This is a genomic window from Acinetobacter sp. A2 (assembly GCF_048537555.1).
Taxonomy (GTDB): Bacteria; Pseudomonadota; Gammaproteobacteria; order Pseudomonadales; family Moraxellaceae; genus Acinetobacter.
In genome coordinates, this window is record NZ_CP183239.1 from 242,357 (window position 1) to 262,896 (window position 20,540).

General features: G+C 42.4%; 21 protein-coding genes and 5 tRNA genes. 24 read left to right on the forward strand and 2 right to left on the reverse strand.

Annotated elements, in window-relative coordinates; genetic code table 11:
• The first annotated feature begins 79 nt into the window (after positions 1 to 79).
• On the forward strand, positions 80 to 802 hold the full coding sequence (phoU, locus tag ACNS8M_RS01070) for a phosphate signaling complex protein PhoU (protein ID WP_168418393.1): 723 nt from the start codon (positions 80 to 82) through the stop codon (positions 800 to 802).
• A gap of 535 nt (positions 803 to 1,337) precedes the next feature.
• On the opposite strand, the gene ACNS8M_RS01075 is transcribed toward phoU, so the two are convergent.
• Entirely contained in the window at positions 1,338 to 1,610 is a 273-nt protein-coding gene (locus ACNS8M_RS01075) for an oxidative damage protection protein (RefSeq protein ID WP_026438236.1), read from the reverse strand.
• A 13-nt stretch (positions 1,611 to 1,623) separates the two neighbouring features.
• Entirely contained in the window at positions 1,624 to 3,054 is a 1,431-nt protein-coding gene (argH, locus tag ACNS8M_RS01080) for an argininosuccinate lyase (RefSeq protein ID WP_171525255.1), read from the reverse strand.
• On the opposite strand from argH, the gene ACNS8M_RS01085 reads away from it, so the two are divergent.
• From ACNS8M_RS01085 to rplK, 23 genes are all read left to right on the forward strand, one after another.
• Positions 3,045 to 4,199, forward strand: a complete 1,155-nt coding sequence (locus tag ACNS8M_RS01085; protein WP_168541819.1) for a sensor histidine kinase — start codon at positions 3,045 to 3,047, stop codon at positions 4,197 to 4,199. The genes argH and ACNS8M_RS01085 overlap by 10 nt on opposite strands.
• Before the next feature lie 71 nt (positions 4,200 to 4,270).
• Positions 4,271 to 5,011: a LytR/AlgR family response regulator transcription factor gene (locus ACNS8M_RS01090; protein WP_104852924.1), complete on the forward strand. Its 741-nt coding sequence runs from the start codon at positions 4,271 to 4,273 to the stop codon at positions 5,009 to 5,011.
• A gap of 123 nt (positions 5,012 to 5,134) precedes the next feature.
• A complete protein-coding gene (gene hemC / locus ACNS8M_RS01095; RefSeq protein ID WP_168460967.1) occupies positions 5,135 to 6,055 on the forward strand; it encodes a hydroxymethylbilane synthase in 921 nt (306 codons plus the stop codon).
• A 19-nt stretch (positions 6,056 to 6,074) separates the two neighbouring features.
• Positions 6,075 to 6,854, forward strand: a complete 780-nt coding sequence (locus ACNS8M_RS01100) for a uroporphyrinogen-III synthase (protein WP_168418395.1) — start codon at positions 6,075 to 6,077, stop codon at positions 6,852 to 6,854.
• Complete coding sequence (locus ACNS8M_RS01105; protein WP_168541816.1) at positions 6,851 to 7,687, forward strand: hypothetical protein; 837 nt, start codon at positions 6,851 to 6,853, stop codon at positions 7,685 to 7,687. Before ACNS8M_RS01100 ends, ACNS8M_RS01105 begins: the two co-directional genes overlap by 4 nt.
• On the forward strand, positions 7,688 to 8,881 hold the full coding sequence (locus ACNS8M_RS01110; protein WP_168525680.1) for a heme biosynthesis protein HemY: 1,194 nt from the start codon (positions 7,688 to 7,690) through the stop codon (positions 8,879 to 8,881). It begins immediately after the preceding gene.
• A 9-nt stretch (positions 8,882 to 8,890) separates the two neighbouring features.
• Complete coding sequence (locus ACNS8M_RS01115; RefSeq protein ID WP_168525682.1) at positions 8,891 to 9,322, forward strand: acyl-CoA thioesterase; 432 nt, start codon at positions 8,891 to 8,893, stop codon at positions 9,320 to 9,322.
• A gap of 144 nt (positions 9,323 to 9,466) precedes the next feature.
• Positions 9,467 to 9,793, forward strand: coding sequence for an H-NS family nucleoid-associated regulatory protein (locus ACNS8M_RS01120; RefSeq protein WP_168418399.1), 327 nt, complete (start codon positions 9,467 to 9,469; stop codon positions 9,791 to 9,793).
• Between the two features lie 163 nt (positions 9,794 to 9,956).
• The gene (gene gspN, locus ACNS8M_RS01125) at positions 9,957 to 10,697 is read left to right on the forward strand and encodes a type II secretion system protein N (RefSeq protein WP_168525684.1); all 741 of its coding nucleotides are present in this window, start codon (positions 9,957 to 9,959) and stop codon (positions 10,695 to 10,697) included.
• Positions 10,697 to 11,536: a type II secretion system protein N gene (locus tag ACNS8M_RS01130; protein WP_168541813.1), complete on the forward strand. Its 840-nt coding sequence runs from the start codon at positions 10,697 to 10,699 to the stop codon at positions 11,534 to 11,536. Before gspN ends, ACNS8M_RS01130 begins: the two co-directional genes overlap by 1 nt.
• 59 nt (positions 11,537 to 11,595) lie before the next feature.
• The gene (gspD, locus tag ACNS8M_RS01135; RefSeq protein WP_168541810.1) at positions 11,596 to 13,851 is read left to right on the forward strand and encodes a type II secretion system secretin GspD; all 2,256 of its coding nucleotides are present in this window, start codon (positions 11,596 to 11,598) and stop codon (positions 13,849 to 13,851) included.
• A 69-nt stretch (positions 13,852 to 13,920) separates the two neighbouring features.
• Positions 13,921 to 14,571 (forward strand): FHA domain-containing protein, encoded by a 651-nt coding sequence (locus ACNS8M_RS01140; RefSeq protein ID WP_168418402.1) that lies wholly within the window; start codon positions 13,921 to 13,923, stop codon positions 14,569 to 14,571.
• Between the two features lie 62 nt (positions 14,572 to 14,633).
• The gene (locus tag ACNS8M_RS01145; protein ID WP_168525691.1) at positions 14,634 to 15,305 is read left to right on the forward strand and encodes a phosphoglycolate phosphatase; all 672 of its coding nucleotides are present in this window, start codon (positions 14,634 to 14,636) and stop codon (positions 15,303 to 15,305) included.
• A gap of 159 nt (positions 15,306 to 15,464) precedes the next feature.
• Positions 15,465 to 16,958 carry an anthranilate synthase component I gene (trpE, locus tag ACNS8M_RS01150; protein WP_168418404.1) on the forward strand — a complete coding sequence of 498 codons (1,494 nt, stop codon included), beginning with the start codon at positions 15,465 to 15,467 and terminating at the stop codon, positions 16,956 to 16,958.
• Between the two features lie 98 nt (positions 16,959 to 17,056).
• Positions 17,057 to 17,132: transfer RNA gene (locus ACNS8M_RS01155), tRNA-Thr, on the forward strand.
• A 54-nt stretch (positions 17,133 to 17,186) separates the two neighbouring features.
• Positions 17,187 to 17,270, forward strand: a tRNA-Tyr gene (locus tag ACNS8M_RS01160).
• A gap of 36 nt (positions 17,271 to 17,306) precedes the next feature.
• Positions 17,307 to 17,382: transfer RNA gene (locus ACNS8M_RS01165), tRNA-Gly, on the forward strand.
• Positions 17,383 to 17,396: 14 nt separating this feature from the next.
• Positions 17,397 to 17,471: transfer RNA gene (locus tag ACNS8M_RS01170), tRNA-Thr, on the forward strand.
• A gap of 148 nt (positions 17,472 to 17,619) precedes the next feature.
• Positions 17,620 to 18,810: an elongation factor Tu gene (tuf, locus tag ACNS8M_RS01175; RefSeq protein WP_179989672.1), complete on the forward strand. Its 1,191-nt coding sequence runs from the start codon at positions 17,620 to 17,622 to the stop codon at positions 18,808 to 18,810.
• 51 nt (positions 18,811 to 18,861) lie between these two features.
• Positions 18,862 to 18,937: transfer RNA gene (locus ACNS8M_RS01180), tRNA-Trp, on the forward strand.
• A 74-nt stretch (positions 18,938 to 19,011) separates the two neighbouring features.
• Entirely contained in the window at positions 19,012 to 19,452 is a 441-nt protein-coding gene (gene secE, locus ACNS8M_RS01185; protein ID WP_168417626.1) for a preprotein translocase subunit SecE, read from the forward strand.
• Positions 19,453 to 19,459: 7 nt separating this feature from the next.
• The gene (gene nusG, locus ACNS8M_RS01190; protein ID WP_004975770.1) at positions 19,460 to 19,993 is read left to right on the forward strand and encodes a transcription termination/antitermination protein NusG; all 534 of its coding nucleotides are present in this window, start codon (positions 19,460 to 19,462) and stop codon (positions 19,991 to 19,993) included.
• 117 nt (positions 19,994 to 20,110) lie between these two features.
• Positions 20,111 to 20,539 (forward strand): 50S ribosomal protein L11, encoded by a 429-nt coding sequence (rplK, locus tag ACNS8M_RS01195; protein ID WP_168417625.1) that lies wholly within the window; start codon positions 20,111 to 20,113, stop codon positions 20,537 to 20,539.
• Position 20,540 lies beyond the last annotated feature (1 nt).

A 20,540-nucleotide genomic window follows, 5' to 3' on the forward strand; every position in this document is an offset into this window, starting at 1 on the left:
GTCATAAAAACGTCATCATTGCTGTGCTTTAATATTGAATCATTGCGTCAGTCTATCCTTTTGTTGTGGAGAGTATTCCTTGAGTACGAATAATCCTGTGTTAAGTCACCATATTTCTTCTCAGTTCAATGAAGATTTGCAGGATGTAAATACCAAATTTATGACCATGGGTGGTTTGGTAGAACAGCAGGTTGCCAATGCGATTCATTCACTCTTGGATACTGATGCAGCGTTGGCGGTAGAAGTGCAATTCCAAGACAATGTGGTAAACCGCATGGAAACCGAAATTGACGAAGCCTTAACTTTGATTTTGGCACGTCGTCATCCTGCAGCCATCGACTTGCGTATGGTCATTGCCATGTCTAAAGCCAATACTGACTTAGAGCGTATTGGTGATGAAGCTGCAAAAATTGCACGTATTGCCCAAAACTTATGTGAAGAAGGCGGTTCGCCACGGGGATATATGGAAACCCGTCATATTGGCAACCAAGTACGTGTCATGATTCATGATGCACTGGACGCTTTTGCACGTTTAGATGTAGACCAAGCTTTACGTGTATTGTTGGCAGATGCCGATATTGACCGTGAATATCAATCTGCAACCCGTACCCTGATGACCTATATGATTGAAGATCCACGTCATATTTCACGTGTAATCAATGTGATGTGGGTGTTGCGTTCATTGGAGCGTATTGGTGACCACGCGCGTAATATTTCTGAACAAGTCATCTATATGGTGAAAGGTTTTGATGTGCGCCATACCAGCGTCAAAGAAATTGAAGAAAAAGTACAGGAACGCTAAGTTCTAGTTACTTGTAAGTCTTAAAGCCTCATCTGTTGGTGGGGCTTTTTTATGCCACTATTTTAATTTTCTGAATTTCTTTGAGAGTAGAAACTGGCCTATTTTGAAAAATTTTGGGCAAAAAAAATCCCAGACTTTGGGGGAAATCTGAGATTGAAATCGGGGATATTTATTATAGTAAGAGACAATTGCTTATCTCCTTGCAAATAAGTATAGGAAAAGCCAGCGCGATAATCATGTGCTTTATTGTAGTGGAATGTAGCGTTTTATATACAAATGTATTTTAGAATTACATTGTTATTTGTGTGATTTATTTTTTATGATTTTATTTAAAATCATCGCCTAATCCGCTATTTTTAGGGCTTAAAGATGTGAATGTTCATCTTTAAAAAATCAGCAACAGCTTTCACTTTTTGAATCTTCTTTCAGTTGTTTTGCTGCATGGCTGTAGATCATGCAAAAAAGGGCATAAAAAAAGAGCCTTCGTGAAGACTCTTTTTGATATTGGTTCTTGATGCTTAGAATACAGGCGAAATTAGTTTTGAGGTTTTAAACCTTCAGCGACTTCAAGGCTAGCATCATTGTTCAGGAACTTCTCACGCTGCTCTTCAAGAAACTTTTTCGCATCGGCTTCAAACACATTTAAACGCTTTTCGTTAATGAGTGTAGTTTGGTGTTTGAGCCATTCTTGCCATGCCTGCTTAGACACGGTTTCAAACAGTTCCTGACCTTTTGCACCTGGAAATGGCGCAAAATCCATCGCATCCATTTCCTTTTGATATTTACGACAAAACACTTGTTTAGACATAGCGACTTCCCGGTTAGGCATAAAGTTGGGCAAGACGTGCTTGAGCACGTTCAATTGCTGCAGCGACTTGTGCAGGTGCAGTGCCACCAATATGATCACGTGCATTTACAGAAGCCTCAAGGGTTAAGGCTTTTTCAAATACATCGGCTTGAATCAAATCAGAGAATTGTTGTAATTGCGCTAAGCTCAGTTCAGACAGGTCTTTACCTTCTTGAACACCCAAGGCTACGGCTTTACCTACAATTTCATGCGCATCACGGAAGGCCACGCCATTTTTCACCAAGTAATCGGCAAGGTCGGTTGCGGTAGAGAAACCACGCAATGCTGCTTCACGCATTTCTGCAATATTTGGTACTAAGGCAGGAATCATGTCGGCAAATGCCATGAGTGAGCCACGTACGGTATCAATTGCATCAAATAAAGGTTCTTTGTCTTCTTGGTTGTCTTTGTTGTAAGCCAAAGGCTGACCTTTCATGAGGGTTAATAGGCTCATTAAATCGCCATAGACACGACCAGTTTTACCACGCACCAATTCAGGCACGTCTGGGTTTTTCTTCTGCGGCATAATGGATGAGCCTGTGCAGAAACGGTCTGGAATATTCACAAACTTAAATTGTGCAGATGTCCATAAAATCAGCTCTTCAGACATACGTGACAAGTGCATCATAATTAACGATGCAGCGGCATTGAATTCGATCCCGAAATCACGGTCTGATACTGCATCTAGCGAGTTTTCAGATACAGCTTCAAAACCAAGTAGTTCCGCCGTATAAGCACGGTCAATTGGGTAAGTCGTGCCTGCTAATGCAGCAGAACCCAATGGCATGCGGTTGACACGTTTACGACAGTCAATTAAACGCTCTGAGTCACGTACTAACATTTCAAACCACGCCATCAGATGGTGACCAAAGGTCACAGGCTGTGCGGTTTGCAAGTGAGTAAAACCAGGCATAATAGTGTCAGTATTTTTTGCAGCCAGTGTCAAAATACCGTGTTGTAGTTTTTTTAATAATTCTAAAATTGCATCAATTTCATCACGGACATAGAGACGAATATCGGTTGCCACTTGGTCATTACGGCTACGACCAGTGTGTAGTTTTTTACCTGTAATGCCAATACGCTGAGTTAAACGTGATTCAATGTTCATGTGCACATCTTCAAGATCAATGCGCCATTCAAATTGACCTGCTTCAATTTCGGCCTGAATGGTGTTTAAGCCCTGAACAATGTCATCACGCTCTTCGCTGGTGAGTACGCCCACTTTTGCCAACATGGTGGCATGTGCAATTGAGCCTGCAATATCTTGTTTATAAAAGCGTTGGTCAAATTGAACAGATGCTGTAAATTCAGCAACAAATGCGTCAGTAGCTTCAGAGAAACGACCGCCCCACATACCCGAAGTTTGGGCTTGTGACGGATTTGAGGAATTAGAAGATGTGGTCATATCGGCTCAATAAAGTAAAAAGCGGTAATTTGGACAAGAGTATAACAAATTCAGATTCACTTGCCGAAGAACAAGCCAATCAAACTTTTGCTGATACGCAGGCAGAACAGAATTATGTGTATTTTTTTACGAAAATAGGGCGTTGGCAATATCTAATTGAACTATTTATTGGCAGCAATGCTTTGGCAATGGTCTTGGCTTTGGCTGAAGCACAGGGTTGGCAAGGTTTAAGTTTTGCTCGGGTGCTGCAATATATTTTGTATATCAACTGGGTAGTATTGTGTTTTGCGGCTTTGGTTGAATTTTTTCAGGCACGTTTTTTACGCATGGGCTTGGCGCTGTCATTTATGGTGAGTTTTATCTTGCTGCAAGCCATCGTATTGGTCACGACACTCAGTTTAAATACCTTATTGCATTTTGGGCAAAATTTTCATTTGCAGCAGTTTAGTCTGGATGAATTGATGCATGGGATTGGACTGCATTTGAGTTATGGTGTGATTTTGGGTGCGTTTTGTTTTCGTTATATCTATGTACGGGAACAAGCTATTCAGCAGCGGCATAGTGAATTGCAAGCGCGGGTGCATGCCATGCAGGCCCGTATTCATCCACACTTTTTGTTTAACAGCTTAAATAATGTGATCAGTTTAATTGCAATTGACCCTGATAAAGCCGAGCAGATGCTGCTGAATTTATCTCGTTTATTCCGTGCCAGTTTGCAGGAATTAAAACTGGTGAGCCTGAAAGATGAGATCGAACTTTGCCAACGATATTTAGAGATTGAGCAAATTCGTTTGGGTGATCGGTTGGCGGTAGAATGGAAAATTGAACAACCGCAACTGCTCAGTCAGGTACAAATTCCGTTATTAACTTTACAACCCTTGCTAGAAAATAGTATTTTTCATGGAGTTGAAAAAGTTTTAGCAAAGAGTACGATAAGTATATTGATCGAAATATTGCAAAACCAAGTCAATATTGTCATTACAAATCCGTATGTCAGCGATAAAATAAATTTAAGATCTGGACATGGGATTGCACTGCAAAACGTGGAACAGCGCTTAAAAGCGTATTATGGACGCAGTGTTACTTTCAAAAATTATGCGGGGAATGGTATGTACACCACGGTGCTGCAATACCGTTATAAATAAAATAAGCTGTGATTGCTCTGATTTTTCTAGACTTGATAAAAATAAAGTTATTGACTTAAAAAGGAGGAAAAATGGACATCCTAATTTGTGATGATGAGCCTCTAGCTAGAGAGCGATTATCACGTTTGGTCACTCAACTGGGGCATCATGTGGTGGCAACGGCAGCTCATGGGCAACAGGCGATTGAACTGGCGGATGAACATCAGCCGGATGTCATATTATTAGATATTCAAATGCCGGGAATGGATGGTCTAAGTTGTGCTCAGCATTTACGTGAGCTTGACCCTATGCCAGCCATTGTGTTTTGTACCGCTTATGATGAACACGCACTTGATGCGTTCAAATCCAATGCGGAAGGCTATTTGTTAAAACCGATAATGCAACAGGAATTGCAACAGGTTTTAGATCATTTAACAAAACTCACGCAAGCGCAGATGAGTCATTTAAAACAAAAAGAAAATATGGACGAATTAAAAATAAAACGTCACCAAATCGCGGCGAAAACCTATCGCGGTGTAGAGTTGGTGCCAATAGAAAATATCTACTATTTTTTAGCCGATCAGAAATATGTCACTGTACGTCATAAAAATGGCAGTGTCCTGATTGATGAAACGCTGAAAGATTTAGAAACCGAGTTTGGTGATCAGTTTATTCGGATTCACCGAAATGCCTTAGTGTCGATTCAGTTTTTGGAGGGGCTAGAAGTGGTCAATTCAGGACAATATCAGGTACGTTGCCGTGAGCTGGATGAGCGTTTAGCCGTCAGCCGAAGACACTTACCTTTGCTGAGAGAACGCATCCAAAAACTCTAATTTTTGTGCAGAATCCAGCATTTTTTGTAAATAGATCAAGCAATCGGTAGAGAAATAGACTTGCATTTTTAGGGGATCAGGTTAAGTTTAGATGAACAAAATTGATCTTGCTTAGTCACTATGATGAAAACCCTGAAAATTGCAACTCGACAAAGCCCGCTTGCGTTATGGCAGGCCGAACATATTCGTGCCCGCTTGGAAGCACTGCATGCCGATTTAACCGTTGAGTTGGTGACCTTTGTCACGCAGGGCGATAAAATTTTAGATACCCCATTGGCAAAAATTGGGGGCAAGGGACTGTTTGTTAAGGAATTAGAAGCTGCTTTGATGGATGGTCGTGCCGACTTGGCGGTGCACTCCATGAAAGACGTGCCGATGGCACTGCCTGAGGGCTTAAATTTGGCGGTCATTTGTGAACGTGAAGACCCGCTGGATGCTTTCGTGTCAAATCACTATGCGCATTTTTCAGATTTGCCACAGGGCGCTAAAGTGGGTACATCTAGTTTGCGCCGTAAATGCCAAATTTTGAAAGCACGCCCAGATTTAGAAATTATAGATTTACGCGGTAATGTGGGAACACGTTTATCTAAACTGGATGATGGTCAATATGATGCCATTATTTTGGCCAGTGCAGGTTTGAAACGTTTAGGTTTGGAGCAGCGTATTCGTCATACTATTCAGCCTGATCTGAGCTTACCTGCCGTTGGGCAAGGCGCTTTAGGTTTGGAGTGTCGTAGCCAAGATCAGGCGGTATTGGATTTGATTTTACCGTTGATGGATGCAGACACCAATGTTTGTGTACGTGCGGAACGTGCCTTTAATGCCTATTTGGAAGGTGGTTGCCAGGTGCCAATTGCAGGCTATGCAACCTTACAAGATGGTCAATTACAGATAGAAGGCCGTGTTGGCAGTGTCGATGGGCAAACTATTTTAAAAGCCGTACAAGTTGGTGCGCCTGAACAGGCAGAACAATTGGGTGAACAATTAGCTCAAGCCTTATTGGCGCAAGGTGCAGGTGAGTTGCTCAAAGCTTTGTACCAATAGTGGTCTGTTGTTTTAAGCCATGATTTTTATCAATACTCGCCCGCAGGGGCGTGCTGAAGCGCTCAGTCAGGCTTTGCAACAACAGCACATTGAGGTGATTGATTTGCCGTTGTTGCGCTTGTCAGCACGGCCTTGGTCGGCTGAACTAGCCAGTCTGTATGCCCAATTGCCTAATACGCATATTATTGTGGTGGTTAGCCCAACAGCCGTTGAAATTGGGATGGCGTATTTGGCTCAAAGTCATCTGCAATTGCAGGATTTACAACATATTCGCTGGGTGGCTGTGGGTGAAAAAACTGCAGAAGTGCTGCGTGAATATGGAGTGCACAGCGATATCCCGCAGGTGGAAACCTCTGAAGGGATGCTGAGCTTAGCGAGCTTGCAAAACTTGGCAGCAGGTACGCAAATTGCATTTTGGCGTGGCGAAGGTGGGCGACAATTTATGATGCAAACCCTGCTTGATCAGGGCATGCAAGTACATAACTTTGTCTTGTATCAGCGAGAGTGTCCTGCCAGTTCTGTGCAAAAAATGGCAGCAGTCCGCAGCCGTTTAATACAAACTTCAGAATTTTGGATGATGATTAGCAGTGAGGCCAGTTGGTTAAATTGGTTGATGTTGATTCAGCACGATGCCACTTTACTAAATAAAGGTCATTATTGGGTATTGGGTGATCGACTCGAACAAATTTTGCTCGATTATCAGGCACAGCATCACACAAAATATAAAATACTGAAGTTGACCAATTTAAAAACAGAATTAATATTGCAGCAAATCATGCGTATGCAAGGAAAGTTATGAAGAAACTGATGCTGATCGTTGCGTCGATCGCTGTGATCTGGATAGTCAAATTGAGTTATGACGTCATGCAAATTTCAGCGCAACAACAACAACTCAGCCAAAGTTTGCATCTTGCCGAAAAAAATAATGCCAATTTAAATGACCAATTGGTGGCTTTGCAGCGCCGTAATTATACTCAGCCGTCTTCAGAGCAATCTGCAGCGTATAGTAGCGAAGTGCAGGAAAATAGTATTCAGCCTATGGATGTGGTGTCGCAGCAATTAGACTTGGTCGAGTTCGCATTGCAGCAACAACAGTTTCATTATGCTTTGGAAAAAATGAGTGTGTTGGCAGATGATTTGACTGACTATGCCTTAGCACCTGCCTTAAAACAAAGTCTGCATCAGGTCATTCAGCAAGATCAAAAACAAATCCAACAGTTTATTGCCACGCGTGATGCTCAATATCAACAGGTGAGTCAGTTGTTACAACAGCTAGATCAGCATTTAAAACTGCAAATTCAACAGCCTGAGCTAAACCCTGCCGATGTAGAGGATCGTTATTTTTGGCAAAAGTGGCTCAGTATTGAGGCCGCTAAACAACCTGCAAGCACCTTAATGCAGCGCCAAATTATCTTAAAAGAAGCTCAATTGCGTTTGTTATTGGCACGTCAGGTATTAATGCAAGGTCAGTATTTGCAATATCAGCAGGAACTAAATGGCATTATCCAGCTGCTACAGTCATTACCTGATCAAAAAGCACAGCAATTGATTCAGCAATTAGAAAAAATTAAAAATTTAAATATTGTACCTACGCCAAGCTTAAAAACACGTGCTTTATTGGGGGCGGTATAAATGAAACAAATTCTACTCGCCTATGTGGTGGTTAGTCTTGTACTCGTTGCGCTGCTCAGTTTGCTGAGTTATGGACATGGTTCAGGCTATGTTTATGTGTATTGGCGTGAGTGGCAATTACAAACCAATATCTGGTTGCTGTTGTTCTTTTTCTTATCCATCAGTGTTTCGTTGCAAGTGTTATGGTTGCTGTTAAAACGCTATTTTAGCCGCGAGCAGCGTAAAGTCGAAACGGTATTTAATTTTAAAAACCTACATCCTTATGAGCAATTGGCAGTCATTTGGTTATTAGATGCTGCTGAGGATCAGCACCAATTTGTCCGACAAGTCTTTGCCCAGTCAGGTTTGCTGAAAGGGGTGATGGAAGCACGTATGTATTCCATTCAGCAGCAATATCCACAAGCCTTGGCAGCTTTAAATCAAAGCAGTGCTGCAGCTTTTGAATTGGCAGAAATTCAGCGTATTGAAATTTATTTGGCGCAGCAGCAACCTGAACAGGCTTTAACCCATTTAGAGTTTCTAAATCAGCATGAATTATCGCCATGGTTATTTAAAGTTAAAACGGCATATCAAAAGCGTTTAATTGATTTGTGGGGGCAATTTGCTACGCAATATCCTTGGCATTATTTGCGTTCGACTAAATATGGCCATTTAGATGCCGAAAAAAAACAACAATGGCTAACCCAATTACTGATTCAGTTTGAGCAGGTAGATGCAGAAAACTTACAGGCATTGCAGCAGCGCTATTTAGATTTAGGTGAACAAATTTTTAGCCAAAGTTATGCGATTCAGGTGTTGTGGCTGAAAGTACTTTCACGTTTGCCTGATATGACGCAACAGCATGAACAGTTAGCTGTACATTTGTTGAGTGAACAATTTAATCAGGAAGTGTTTTATTTATGGTTCCAGCAACAGTTGTTAAAACAACAGCCTGATTATGTGAAAATTGAACAACAAATAAATATCTGGGAACAGAAATACCCTGCATTACCTGTATTTAGTTTTGCCAAATGGCATATTTTTACAGCAACAGCACGCTATTCAGAGGCAGAGCAATTACTTGCTTTATATCCTGAACATGTATTAATGAGTTATTTAAGGGTTAAATCTAATTTAAAAGATCAGCCTGAATTATTAAAACAGTTAAATTTAATCTTTGAAAATAATTCTAATTTTGTCGAAATTAAAATTTAAAGGTGAATTGTGTTAACACTATCAGATTATCCTATTATTTTTGAGCAACGTGTCGCATGGGGTGATATGGATGCTTTTGGGCATGTCAATAATGTGGTGTATTACCGTTATATTGAAAGTGCACGTTTATGTTATTTTGATCAATTGAAAATTTTACAGCAAGGCGTGTTCACGGTCGTGGCATCTAATCAATGCCAATATATGCGCCCAGTGGTTTATCCTGATGTATTAAAGATTGGGGTTCGAGTTGAAGAGTTACGTAATAGTGCTATGCGTATGCATTATTTAATCTACAGCGAAACTCAACAAACTATAGTGGCACAGGCAGAAGCAGTTATTGTTTGTGTAGATCATGTAAATATGCAAAAAACCTTAATCCCTGAAAATGTACGCGCAAGTATTCATAAAATAGAAAAAACTGTACAGCATATTCTTGATTAAAACTGAATAATCAGTTCATAATATATCGACTGTTATTTATACGTAGAGTAGTGGATTTTTTATTAAAGCTTTGGTTTGATAAAATGTAATGAATCTGCTTAATTTAATAACTGAATATAAAAAAGCATAGTTTTTGGAGTAAGTATGATGCCCGATATTAGCAATTTATCTGTTGAAGAGTTAAAGCGTTTACAAGCTGAAGCTGAAGCATTAATTGCCACGAAAAAAGATCAAGCAATTGAAGATGCCTATAATCAAATTATCGCAATTGCAGATGGTTTAGGTTTAAGCATTGAGCAAATTCTTGAAGTTGGCGAAAGCAAGCGTAAAAAAAGCCCACGTAAAACAGTAGAGCCACGTTATCGTAGCAAAACTAATCCAACAGATACTTGGACGGGTCGTGGTAAACAACCACGCTGGTTAGTTGCTGAATTAGAAAAAGGCGCGAAACTTGAAGATTTTCTAATCTAAGCTTCATCAATTTGTCATTGAGTTGACTTAGAGTTCAAAAACCAAGCAATACGGCTTGGTTTTTTTTATCTGTATCAATTGGCGATGCCGAAAAAGTGTGCATAATGTGTGAGTGTTATAAAAAGTCATTCATAGAAAAATTAGTAAGGTTGGTCGTGGTGGCATGATAAAGAAACCCAAATACATCACGTGGTGGATTTTCGCCCTCATTGCATTTTTGATTTTTGTGTTATTACAAATTCCTGCAGCGTGGTTGATTTCAAAATTTTATAAAAACAACCAGACTTTACATAATGTCAGTGGCAACATTTGGCAGGGGCAAGCCGACTGGCAAAAAGGACAATTACGTGGCACTTTAAGCTGGAATACGCGTCCTTTAGATTTGGTACTACTGCGTGTTGCTGCCGACGTAGAAGTGCACAGCGGCAATACACAATTGGAAGGCATAGTTGCTTATCGTTTTGGCACGATTTTACTGCAATCACTCGAAGGTCAAATTGCGCCTGAGACTTTAAAAAGTGTTGTGGACTGGCAATGGCCGAGCAATGCGATTCAACTTAAAGACGTTCATTTAAATTTTAAAAAACAACAAGGTTTTGCAAAGTCAGAAGGACAAATGCAGTGGGCAGGGGGTGAGTTGCTTTATCGTTTTGCGCAGCGCCAAGACCGCATGAATATTCCTGCTTTAAAAGGCAGTTTGTCGGACGAAAATGGTAAATTGATATTCGATATCCGAGATCAACGCGAACAGAAAATGGTGAATATTGCACTTGATCAGAATTTGATGCTGGATGTGCAACTCACCCAACGTTTGTTGATGAATATTGCTTCTTATGAAGGTAAAGCAGGACTAGATACTTATGTTATCAGTACCCGTCAGCCTTTACTGAAAGGAGGCTTTTGATGCGTGATTTTTCAGAGCGTTGGGCCAACTTAGATTGGAAGCAAGTAGACCGTGTTGCGCCTGTATTGTTAACCCTGCTCATTTTGTATTTGTGTTGGAAACTGGCGAGTTTATTTTGGCTGGTGCTTGCACCGCCGCAGGCTATGCAGGTAGATCGGGTGGAATTGGGCTCACAGCAACCACAGATTCCGAATATTTCTTCTTTTGCACTATTTCATGAAGTTGGACGTGCCGCTACGGTAGACGATCAATTAAATATGACTTTGCAAGGTGTTGTTGTCGGACAACCGAGTCAGTTCTCATCGGCCGTGATTAAAGTGAATGAAGTCGCTGAACGTTACCGTGTGGGAGATGTGATTGATTCTAGTCAGTATCAATTGGCAGAAGTGTATTGGGATCGAGTGATTTTGCGTCATAGTAGTGGTGCTACGCGTGAGATATTGTTTAAGGGTATCGAGAATGGTTTAAATCAACCGATCGCCCCATTAATTTCCAGTGGTAATACGCCCGCAATGGTTGCGCCAACAGCGCCTGCACAACCGAATAATGCAATTGGACAAGCAGTACAGCGAATTCAGGAAGACCGTGAACAATATTTAAAAGAAATGGGGGTTGAGGCCAATACAGGCAACGGTTATGAGGTAACCACACGGACTCCCGCAGCGTTAAGAAATAAACTAGGCTTACAACCAGGTGACCGTATTTTGTCTTTAAATGGGCAGAGTGTCGGGCAAGGGCAAAACGATGTGCAGTTACTGGAACAGGCGCGTCGTGAAGGTCAGGTGAAATTAGAAATAAAACGTGGTGATCAGGTGATGACCATACAACAAAATTTTTAAATGAATCGGCATGTTGAATAATGCAGAGGCATATTTAGGGTTAGGAAACACAGTAGATTATGGCTTTATTGAATCATGAGCGTCCATTTTGGGCATTACTGGCTGCTGCACCGCTTGTTGCAATGGTGAGTACTGCAAGTCATGCGCAAACCTGGAAAATTAATTTACGTGATGCGGACTTGACTGCATTTATTAATGAAGTGGCCGATATTACGGGCAAGAACTTTGCAGTCGATCCACGCGTGCGTGGCAATGTCACGGTGATTTCCAACAAAGCCTTAAATAAAAATGAAGTCTATGACCTGTTTTTAGGGGTGCTGAATGTCAATGGTGTGGTCGCCATTCCATCGGGCAATACCATTCGTCTTGTGCCTGACAGCAATGTCAAAAGTTCAGGTATTCCCTATGACGGCCGTCAAAATGCACGTGGCGATCAAATTGTGACGCGTGTGATCTGGCTAGAAAATACCAATGCCAATGACCTGATTCCTGCTTTACGTCCGCTCATGCCACAGTTTGCACATTTGTCTGCAGTGGGCGGCACCAATGCCTTAATCGTGTCAGACCGTGCTAGCAACATTTACCAGCTAGAAAGTATTATTCGTAATTTGGATGGTACTGGGCAAAATGACATTGAAGCGATTAGTCTACAGTCTAGTCAGGCAGAAGAAGTCATTGGTTTGCTTGAGTCGATGAGTTCGACCGGGGCAGCCAAAGATGTGAAAGGCTCTCGTGTGCGCATTGTGGCAGACAACCGCACCAATCGCATTATCATTAAAGGTGACACTGCAACCCGTAAACGCATTCGTCAAATGATTGAAATGATGGATGTGCCTGCCGCAGACCGTTTGGGCGGCTTAAAAGTTTTCCGTTTGAAATATGCCAGTGCGCAGAATTTAGCGGAAATTTTGCAAGGTTTGGTGTCGGGGCAAGCAGTCAGTAGCAGTTCTGGCTCAAATAACAACAGCAGTAATAATAGTAGTACAAGCAACCTGAGTAACAACAATAACAATACGGGCAATTCATCTACAATTTCCACCCCAAGTATTAATTTGGGTGGTAGTTCAAATAGCAATAATCAAAACAACATCACCAGTTTTAATGGCAATGGTGTCAGTATTATTGCCGATGGTTCGCAAAATGCCTTGGTGGTTAAAGCAGACCCGCAACTGATGCGTGAAATTGAATCGGCCATTCAGCAGCTAGATACTCGTCGTCAACAGGTGTTGATTGAAGCTGCGATTATTGAAGTAGAAGGCACTGATGCTGATCAGCTCGGTGTGCAGTGGGCGCTAGGAGATTTAAGTAGCGGCATTGGCTTGATTAACTTTGACAATATCGGTGCCAGTCTGAAAAATGTTGCCGCAGGCTATTTGACAGGTGGTGCAGCAGGTGCAGGTAGTGCGATTGGTGCAGGTACATCTTTGGTTTTGGGTGATTATCGCGAAAGTCGTGATGGTTCACGCAAGCTCTATGGTGCGATGATTCAGGCGCTGAAAGAAAAAACCAAATCCAATTTATTGTCTACGCCATCTATTGTGACCATGGACAATGAAGAAGCCTATATTGTGGTGGGTGAGAACGTTCCTTTCGTAACGGGTTCATTATCCACCAATGGCGGAGTGGCAAACCCGTATACCACCATTGAGCGTAAAGATGTCGGGGTGACTTTAAAAGTTGTGCCTCATATTGGTGAAGGTGGCACACTCCGACTTGAAGTGGAACAAGAAGTGTCTGATGTCAAAGCCAATAAAGGTCAGGCACAGGATTTGGTAACCAGTAAACGTGCCATTAAAACTTCTATTTTAGCAGAGCATGGGCAAACTATTGTCTTGGGTGGTCTAATTTCAGATAACTCAATTTACAGTCGTCAAGCTGTGCCGGGCTTAGGTGCGATTCCAGGGCTTGGGCGTTTATTCCGTTCCGATGGTCAATCCAATCAAAAGCGTAATCTCTTGATATTTATCCACCCGACTATTGTGGGTGATAGTCAGGATATTCGTCGTATTTCGCAGCAGCGCTATAGTCAATTGTATAGTTTGCAACTGGCCATGGATGCCGATGGTAGCTTTGCCAAATTGCCTGAAAATGTCAGTGATGTTTATCAGCAGCGTTTGCCCGTATCTCGGGTTGCACCACAAGCAGGGGTGTACCAAACGCTGCCATCGGCTGTGCCTGCCAACCGTACGGCAACGGTGACTACACCTGTTGCAATTGAGCCTGTGGTACAACGTCAAAGCGTGGCATTGCCGCAGCAGGAAGTGAGTAAAACCAAAAATACGGTTACCACAACCACAATTCGTGCTACACCTTAATCGTATCCTGCACAGATTGTGGTTAAGGGCATGTTATGATGTTGCCAAATCACACCAGAGAAATTATTTATGACTTGGAAAATACAAGCAATTAGCGGTGAATTTACTGGCCAGGAAATTAGTATCGACCGTGATATGTTGGTGGGACGCCATCAAAGTGCAGATTTGGTGCTGCAATCGGCGGAAATTTCACGTAAACATGCGGCTTTTTTAGTGAAAGACCAAGCACTTTACGTGCAAGATTTAAACTCCTCGAATGGCACTTTTGTGAATGATTTGCGCATTGCCGATGAAACCTTGCTTAAAGAAGGCGATATTGTGCAGTTTGCTAGCCTGAAGTTCTCTGTGTTTGCACCAGCCGTTGAACTTGAACATGCTGCAGATGTGGCAGAAACGGCAGAAAAAGTAACCGAAGCTACAGAGAAAACAGCTGCACAGCAAATGAATGAGCAAGGCATGCCCGAATTGAATCAGCGTGACAGTTCGGTGCAATTAAACCGTGATGGGATGCCACAAGGGGTTGCTGTACCTAAGCCAGCACCAATTCCAGAGGGTGTCGATATTCATGCGGTTCAGGCTGAACCTACTCCAGTTGCGGTAGAGCAGCCTATTTCTCGTGTGGAACAAGAGAGAGAACAACAAAAAAATGCATCTGTTGGCTTAATTTCACTAATCGTGTTGGTGATTTTAGCTATTTTGGCATGGGTATTGTTTAAATAAGCGACCTTTGCTTTACAATCAGGGCATGCAATCGCATGCCTTTGTCAATTTAGGGGGGAATGATGTCTATTGCTCAGCTCGATACACGCCAAGTTATTTTATTTGACCTTGATGGAACGCTAGTAGATTCTGCCACAGACTTATACCGTGCCATGAACATGAGTTTGAATGCACTGCAGTTACCTTTAGTGACTCTAGAGCAAGTACGTACTTGGGTTGGAAAGGGCACTGCTGTTTTTTGTCATAGCGTGTTGATGCATTTAATGGGGGTTGTGCATCCCGAGCAACATCAACAGCTCTTGAATACCTTTTTAGACATTTATAATGCTGAACCGTGCATCGATACGCAGCCCTTTGCAGGCATTATTGAGTTTTTGGATTGGGCAAAGGCGCAGAACAAAACTTTGGTTTGTGTGACCAATAAGCCTGAACAACCTGCACGTGCCATTATCGAAGCTTTAAACATGCAAAATTATTTTGATGATGTGATTGGTGGGGACCGTTTTGAAGAACGTAAACCACATCCGCGTCAATTGCTGCACTGTGTCGAGCGTTATCAGGTTGACCCTTCGCAAGTGTTAATGATTGGAGATTCTTCCAATGACGTAGAGGCTGCGCGTCGTGCGGGTATTGATTGTATTGTAGTCAGCTATGGCTATAATCATGGTGAATCCATTGCCGATTGTCAGCCACAACAAATCGTGGATAATTTAACTGAATTGTTAAGGATGTGAACCTTAACAATTCATAATTCAACCCAAACCGCTATAAAGGATATCAATATGAGTCAGGCTGTCATGCCCATATTTCGATGGCGACACTAGTCAGAAACGCAAATCATTCTTCACTTCGTCTTATCGAAAAAATTAGTGTATCGAAATAGGGAGCTTCACATGACCACTCAGACTCAATTTGAACAACTTAAAACTGCGGGCTATAACCTGATTCCTGTATATCGCCAACGTCTGGCCGATACCGAAACGCCATTGTCAGTATTTGCACGTTTGAAACAGCATCAACAAGCCTATTTGTTTGAATCTGTAGAAGGGGGCGAAAACTGGGCACGTTATTCTATTATTGGTTTGGGTGAATCTACTGTTTTTTCCTGCAATGCAGGCGAGTTAACCATTCAACATGCAGATGGTTCAGTAGAAAAACAAAACTGTGCACAGCCTTTTCAATATATCCGCGATTTTCAAGCGCAGTTTAAAGTGCCTACACAGGCCGATTTACCCGAATTGCCAAGTTTTACTGGTGGCTTAGTTGGGTATTTTGGTTACGATGCGGTTCGTTATATTGAGCCACGTTTGAAAAATGTGCCGACAGCAGACCCTGTCGGTTTGCCTGATATTTGGATGATGCTGTCTAAAACAGTCATCGTGTTTGATAATTTAAAAGATACCCTGTTTTTAATTGTGCATGCCGATGCAGCACAGGCAGATGCCTATAACAAGGCACAACAGCAGCTCGATGCACTAGAAGAAGTTTTAGCAACGCCGATTAGCTTAAAAGCACAAAAGCATACACCGCCACATTTTGAATCACTCACAGGCAAAGAAAAATTCTTGGCGTCAATTGAAAAAGTTAAAGAATATATCCGTGCAGGCGATGTCATGCAGGTGGTGCCTGGGCATCGTATGGTGTCGGATTTTGATGGTGAACCGTTACAGGTTTATCGTGCCTTACGTCACCTTAATCCATCGCCGTATTTGTTTTTGGTGCAGGGCAAAACCTTGGCTGACGACCAACCGTTTCATATAGTCGGTTCATCACCTGAAATTTTATCGCGTTTGGAAAATGGCATTGCAACCGTGCGCCCTTTAGCGGGTACACGTCCGCGTGGCAAAACCAAAGAAGAAGACTTGGCTTTGGAACAAGACTTACTGTCAGATGAAAAAGAAATCGCTGAACATTTAATGCTGATCGATTTAGGTCGTAATGATGTTGGACGTATTGCCAAAATTGGTAAAGTGCAAGTCACCGATCAAATGGTGATCGAACGTTATTCGCATGTCATGCATATTGTCTCCAATGTGCAGGGTGAAGTGCGTGATGATGTAGATGCTTTGGATGTTTTTCAGGCAACCTTCCCCGCAGGCACGCTTTCAGGCGCACCAAAAATTCGTGCTATGGAAATTATTGACGAAGTTGAGCCTGTAAAACGTGGCGTTTTCGGTGGTGCTGTTGGTTATTTAGGCTGGCATGGCGAAATGGATATGTCGATTGCCATTCGTACCTGTGTAATTCGTGAAAATAAGGTCTATGTGCAGGCAGGTGCAGGCTTGGTTGCTGACTCAAATCCTGAATCTGAATGGAATGAAACCCAAATAAAAGCTCGCGCAGTGATCAAAGCGGTTGAATTATCATCAAATGGATTGATTTTATGAGTTTTTAACGGTTTTTTTGAAAAAAACACTTGCACGGATTTCAAGTTTTGCTAAACTGCACACCGTTCCGATACGAAACGTACGAAACACTAAGAAACGCCGGCATAGCTCAGTTGGTAGAGCAACTGACTTGTAATCAGTAGGTCCACAGTTCGAATCCGTGTGCCGGCACCATCTTAGAGAGTTTAAATCGTGAAGTAAAGAACGAACACTGAGTAAGTGTGAAATGGTGGGATTCCCGAGCGGTCAAAGGGAGCAGACTGTAACTCTGCCGCGTAAGCTTCGAAGGTTCGAATCCTTCTCCCACCACCATTAACTTCGATAGAAGTGGTAATTACCAACATAGATGCGGGAGTAGCTCAGTTGGTAGAGCGGCAGCCTTCCAAGCTGCATGTCGCGAGTTCGATCCTCGTCTCCCGCTCCATCGAAGGATTTATCGCTCTTATAGCTCAGTGGTAGAGCACTCCCTTGGTAAGGGAGAGGTCTCGAGTTCAAATCTCGATAAGAGCTCCAGATACAGTTTAGCGATTATTCGCAAAAATTTTTTAAAAAGCAGGCTTATTAGTCTGCTTTTCAAGTATTAGGTGTCTAGATTTTTAGGCGATATGTCGGGGCAGAGTTTTACTCAGCATTGTGTTCGACGTAAACGAGGAAGATGAACATGGCTAAGGCTAAGTTTGAACGTAATAAGCCACACGTTAACGTGGGCACAATCGGTCACGTTGACCATGGTAAAACAACTTTAACAGCTGCAATTGCAACTGTATGTGCAAAAAAATTCGGTGGTGAAGCGAAAGATTACGCTGCAATCGACTCTGCACCAGAAGAAAAAGCACGTGGTATTACAATTAATACTTCTCACGTAGAATACGACTCTCCAACTCGTCACTACGCGCACGTAGACTGCCCAGGCCACGCCGACTATGTTAAAAACATGATCACTGGTGCTGCTCAGATGGACGGTGCGATCCTTGTTTGTTCAGCGACTGATGGTCCAATGCCACAAACTCGTGAACACATCCTTCTTTCTCGTCAGGTAGGTGTACCTTACATCATCGTATTCTTAAACAAATGCGATATCGTAGACGACGAAGAGTTAATCGAATTAGTTGAAATGGAAGTTCGTGAACTTCTTTCTACTTACGACTTCCCAGGCGACGACACTCCAGTAATCCGTGGTTCTGCTCTTGCAGCACTTAACGGTGAATCAGGTCAATATGGCGAAGACGCTGTTGTAGCTCTTGTTGAAGCGCTTGACACTTACATTCCAGAGCCAGTACGTGCAATCGACCAAGCATTCTTAATGCCAATCGAAGACGTATTCTCAATTTCTGGTCGTGGTACAGTAGTAACTGGCCGTGTTGAAACTGGTATCGTGAAAGTAGGCGAAGAAGTTGAAATCGTTGGTATCAAAGACACAGTTAAAACAACTGTAACTGGCGTAGAAATGTTCCGTAAACTTCTAGACGAAGGTCGTGCGGGCGAGAACTGTGGTGTTCTTCTACGTGGTACTAAGCGTGAAGACGTACAACGTGGTCAAGTACTTGCTAAACCAGGTACAATCAAGCCACACACTAAATTCGATGCGGAAGTATACGTACTTTCTAAAGAAGAAGGTGGTCGTCACACTCCATTCCTTAACGGTTACCGTCCACAATTCTATTTCCGTACAACTGACGTAACTGGTGCAATCCAGTTGAAAGAAGGCGTTGAAATGGTAATGCCAGGTGACAACGTAGAAATGTCAGTAGAATTAATCCACCCAATCGCAATGGACGCTGGTTTACGCTTCGCGATCCGTGAAGGTGGCCGTACTGTAGGTGCGGGTGTTGTTGCTAAAGTAACAGCATAATTATAGAATGTGTAAAACAGGTCGGGAGCTTTGGCTCTCGATCTGTGCTGTAGGTCAGTAGTTCAATTGGTAGAGCGTCGGTCTCCAAAACCGAATGTTGGGGGTTCGAGTCCCTCCTGGCCTGCCACTTTTTTTAAAAGAAGCTTGATGTCGGCTAATCTAGTCATATAATAAGTCGCGAATTCTACGACGAGTACAAAAATGTCGAATGATAAATCGCGTGACGCATTAAGCGACGCGCCAATCCCTCAAAGAAATAATTCTGCTGAAGTTGTTCAATCAGGTTCTCCATTAGACTATGTGCTATGGGGTGTTGCCTTGGTTTTATTCATCGCAGCGATGATGGTAAATCAACATCTTCCGGCATATTGGGCACCAGCAAATGATATTTGGGTGCGTGTTGGGGTAATTTTGACTTGTATCGTTGTGGCATTAGGTTTATTATACGCCACCCATCAAGGCAAAGGCTTTGTTCGTTTGCTTAAAGATTCGCGCATTGAATTGCGTCGAGTCACTTGGCCTACTAAGCAAGAAACAGTAACCACATCGTGGCAAGTGCTCGTGGTTGTTGTGGTCACCTCAATTGTGTTGTGGTGTTTTGACTATCTGTTAGGCTGGGCAATCAAGTTTATTATCGGGTAAAAGAGCTATGAAACGTTGGTACATTATTCATGCCTATTCAGGTTATGAAAAACAAGTGATGCGTTCGCTTAATGATCGAATCCAGCGTAGCGCTGTTGCCGATAGCTTTGGTGAAGTTCTTGTTCCTACCGAAGAAGTGGTAGAAATGAAGGATGGTAAGAAACGTAAGTCAGAGCGTAAGTTCTTTCCAGGCTATGTATTGGTCGAAATGGAAATGAACGATGAAACTTGGCACATTGTTAAAGAATGTCCAAAAGTTTTAGGTTTCATTGGTGGTACAGCGGAAAAACCTGCGCCAATTACGCAAAAAGAAGCTGATGCGATTCTTGCACGTGTACGCAATACTGGTGAGGCACCTCGTCCAAAAACGATGTTTGAACCAGGCGAAGAATTACTTGTTATTGACGGTCCATTCACAGACTTTAAAGGTGTGGTGGAAGAAGTTCAATATGAGAAGTCACGTTTAACGTTGACGATTAATGTATTTAACCGACCTACACAGGTTGAGCTGGAATTTCGCCAAGTCGAAAAATCAGTTTAATTTAGGTTGGTTGTAAAACGCCCGATTTATTATGAGTCGGGCATTGTTGTTGTAACGGTATCGTTACTTGAAAATATTGGGGAGCCTAGCGGCGTTTGTACCCAGAGGTAATTTGAAATGGCTAAGAAGATTGACGGCTATATCAAGCTGCAAGTCCCAGCTGGTAAAGCGAATCCATCTCCACCTATTGGTCCTGCACTAGGTCAACGTGGTGTTAACATCATGGCATTCTGTAAAGAATTCAATGCTGCTACACAAAAAGTTGAACCAGGTTTGCCAATTCCTGTAGTGATCACTGTGTACAACGACAAGTCGTTCACATTCATCATGAAAACTCCTCCTGCTGCTATTCTTCTTAAGAAAGCTGCAGGCATTCAAAAGGGTTCAGCTGTACCTAACAAAAACAAAGTTGGTAAGTTGACTCGTGCTCAGTTAGAAGAAATCGCGACTACTAAAGAGCCAGATTTAACTGGTGCTGATTTAGACGCGCGTGTGCGTACCATTGCTGGTTCTGCACGTTCTATGGGCTTGGATGTGGAGCTATAAG

Bases quoted from the DNA above. Each gene is read 5' to 3' on its own strand.
- ACNS8M_RS01075 (WP_026438236.1), bottom strand. From the start codon at position 1,610: ATGTCTAAACAAGTGTTTTGTCGTAAATATCAAAAGGAAATGGATGCG.
- ACNS8M_RS01085 (WP_168541819.1), top strand. From the start codon at position 3,045: ATGTGGTCATATCGGCTCAATAAAGTAAAAAGCGGTAATTTGGACAAG.
- argH (WP_171525255.1), bottom strand. From the start codon at position 3,054: ATGACCACATCTTCTAATTCCTCAAATCCGTCACAAGCCCAAACTTCG.
- ACNS8M_RS01090 (WP_104852924.1), top strand. From the start codon at position 4,271: ATGGACATCCTAATTTGTGATGATGAGCCTCTAGCTAGAGAGCGATTA.
- hemC (WP_168460967.1), top strand. From the start codon at position 5,135: ATGAAAACCCTGAAAATTGCAACTCGACAAAGCCCGCTTGCGTTATGG.
- ACNS8M_RS01100 (WP_168418395.1), top strand. From the start codon at position 6,075: ATGATTTTTATCAATACTCGCCCGCAGGGGCGTGCTGAAGCGCTCAGT.
- ACNS8M_RS01105 (WP_168541816.1), top strand. From the start codon at position 6,851: ATGAAGAAACTGATGCTGATCGTTGCGTCGATCGCTGTGATCTGGATA.
- ACNS8M_RS01110 (WP_168525680.1), top strand. From the start codon at position 7,688: ATGAAACAAATTCTACTCGCCTATGTGGTGGTTAGTCTTGTACTCGTT.
- ACNS8M_RS01120 (WP_168418399.1), top strand. From the start codon at position 9,467: ATGATGCCCGATATTAGCAATTTATCTGTTGAAGAGTTAAAGCGTTTA.
- gspN (WP_168525684.1), top strand. From the start codon at position 9,957: ATGATAAAGAAACCCAAATACATCACGTGGTGGATTTTCGCCCTCATT.
- ACNS8M_RS01130 (WP_168541813.1), top strand. From the start codon at position 10,697: ATGCGTGATTTTTCAGAGCGTTGGGCCAACTTAGATTGGAAGCAAGTA.
- gspD (WP_168541810.1), top strand. From the start codon at position 11,596: ATGGCTTTATTGAATCATGAGCGTCCATTTTGGGCATTACTGGCTGCT.
- ACNS8M_RS01140 (WP_168418402.1), top strand. From the start codon at position 13,921: ATGACTTGGAAAATACAAGCAATTAGCGGTGAATTTACTGGCCAGGAA.
- ACNS8M_RS01145 (WP_168525691.1), top strand. From the start codon at position 14,634: ATGTCTATTGCTCAGCTCGATACACGCCAAGTTATTTTATTTGACCTT.
- trpE (WP_168418404.1), top strand. From the start codon at position 15,465: ATGACCACTCAGACTCAATTTGAACAACTTAAAACTGCGGGCTATAAC.
- tuf (WP_179989672.1), top strand. From the start codon at position 17,620: ATGGCTAAGGCTAAGTTTGAACGTAATAAGCCACACGTTAACGTGGGC.
- secE (WP_168417626.1), top strand. From the start codon at position 19,012: ATGTCGAATGATAAATCGCGTGACGCATTAAGCGACGCGCCAATCCCT.
- nusG (WP_004975770.1), top strand. From the start codon at position 19,460: ATGAAACGTTGGTACATTATTCATGCCTATTCAGGTTATGAAAAACAA.
- rplK (WP_168417625.1), top strand. From the start codon at position 20,111: ATGGCTAAGAAGATTGACGGCTATATCAAGCTGCAAGTCCCAGCTGGT.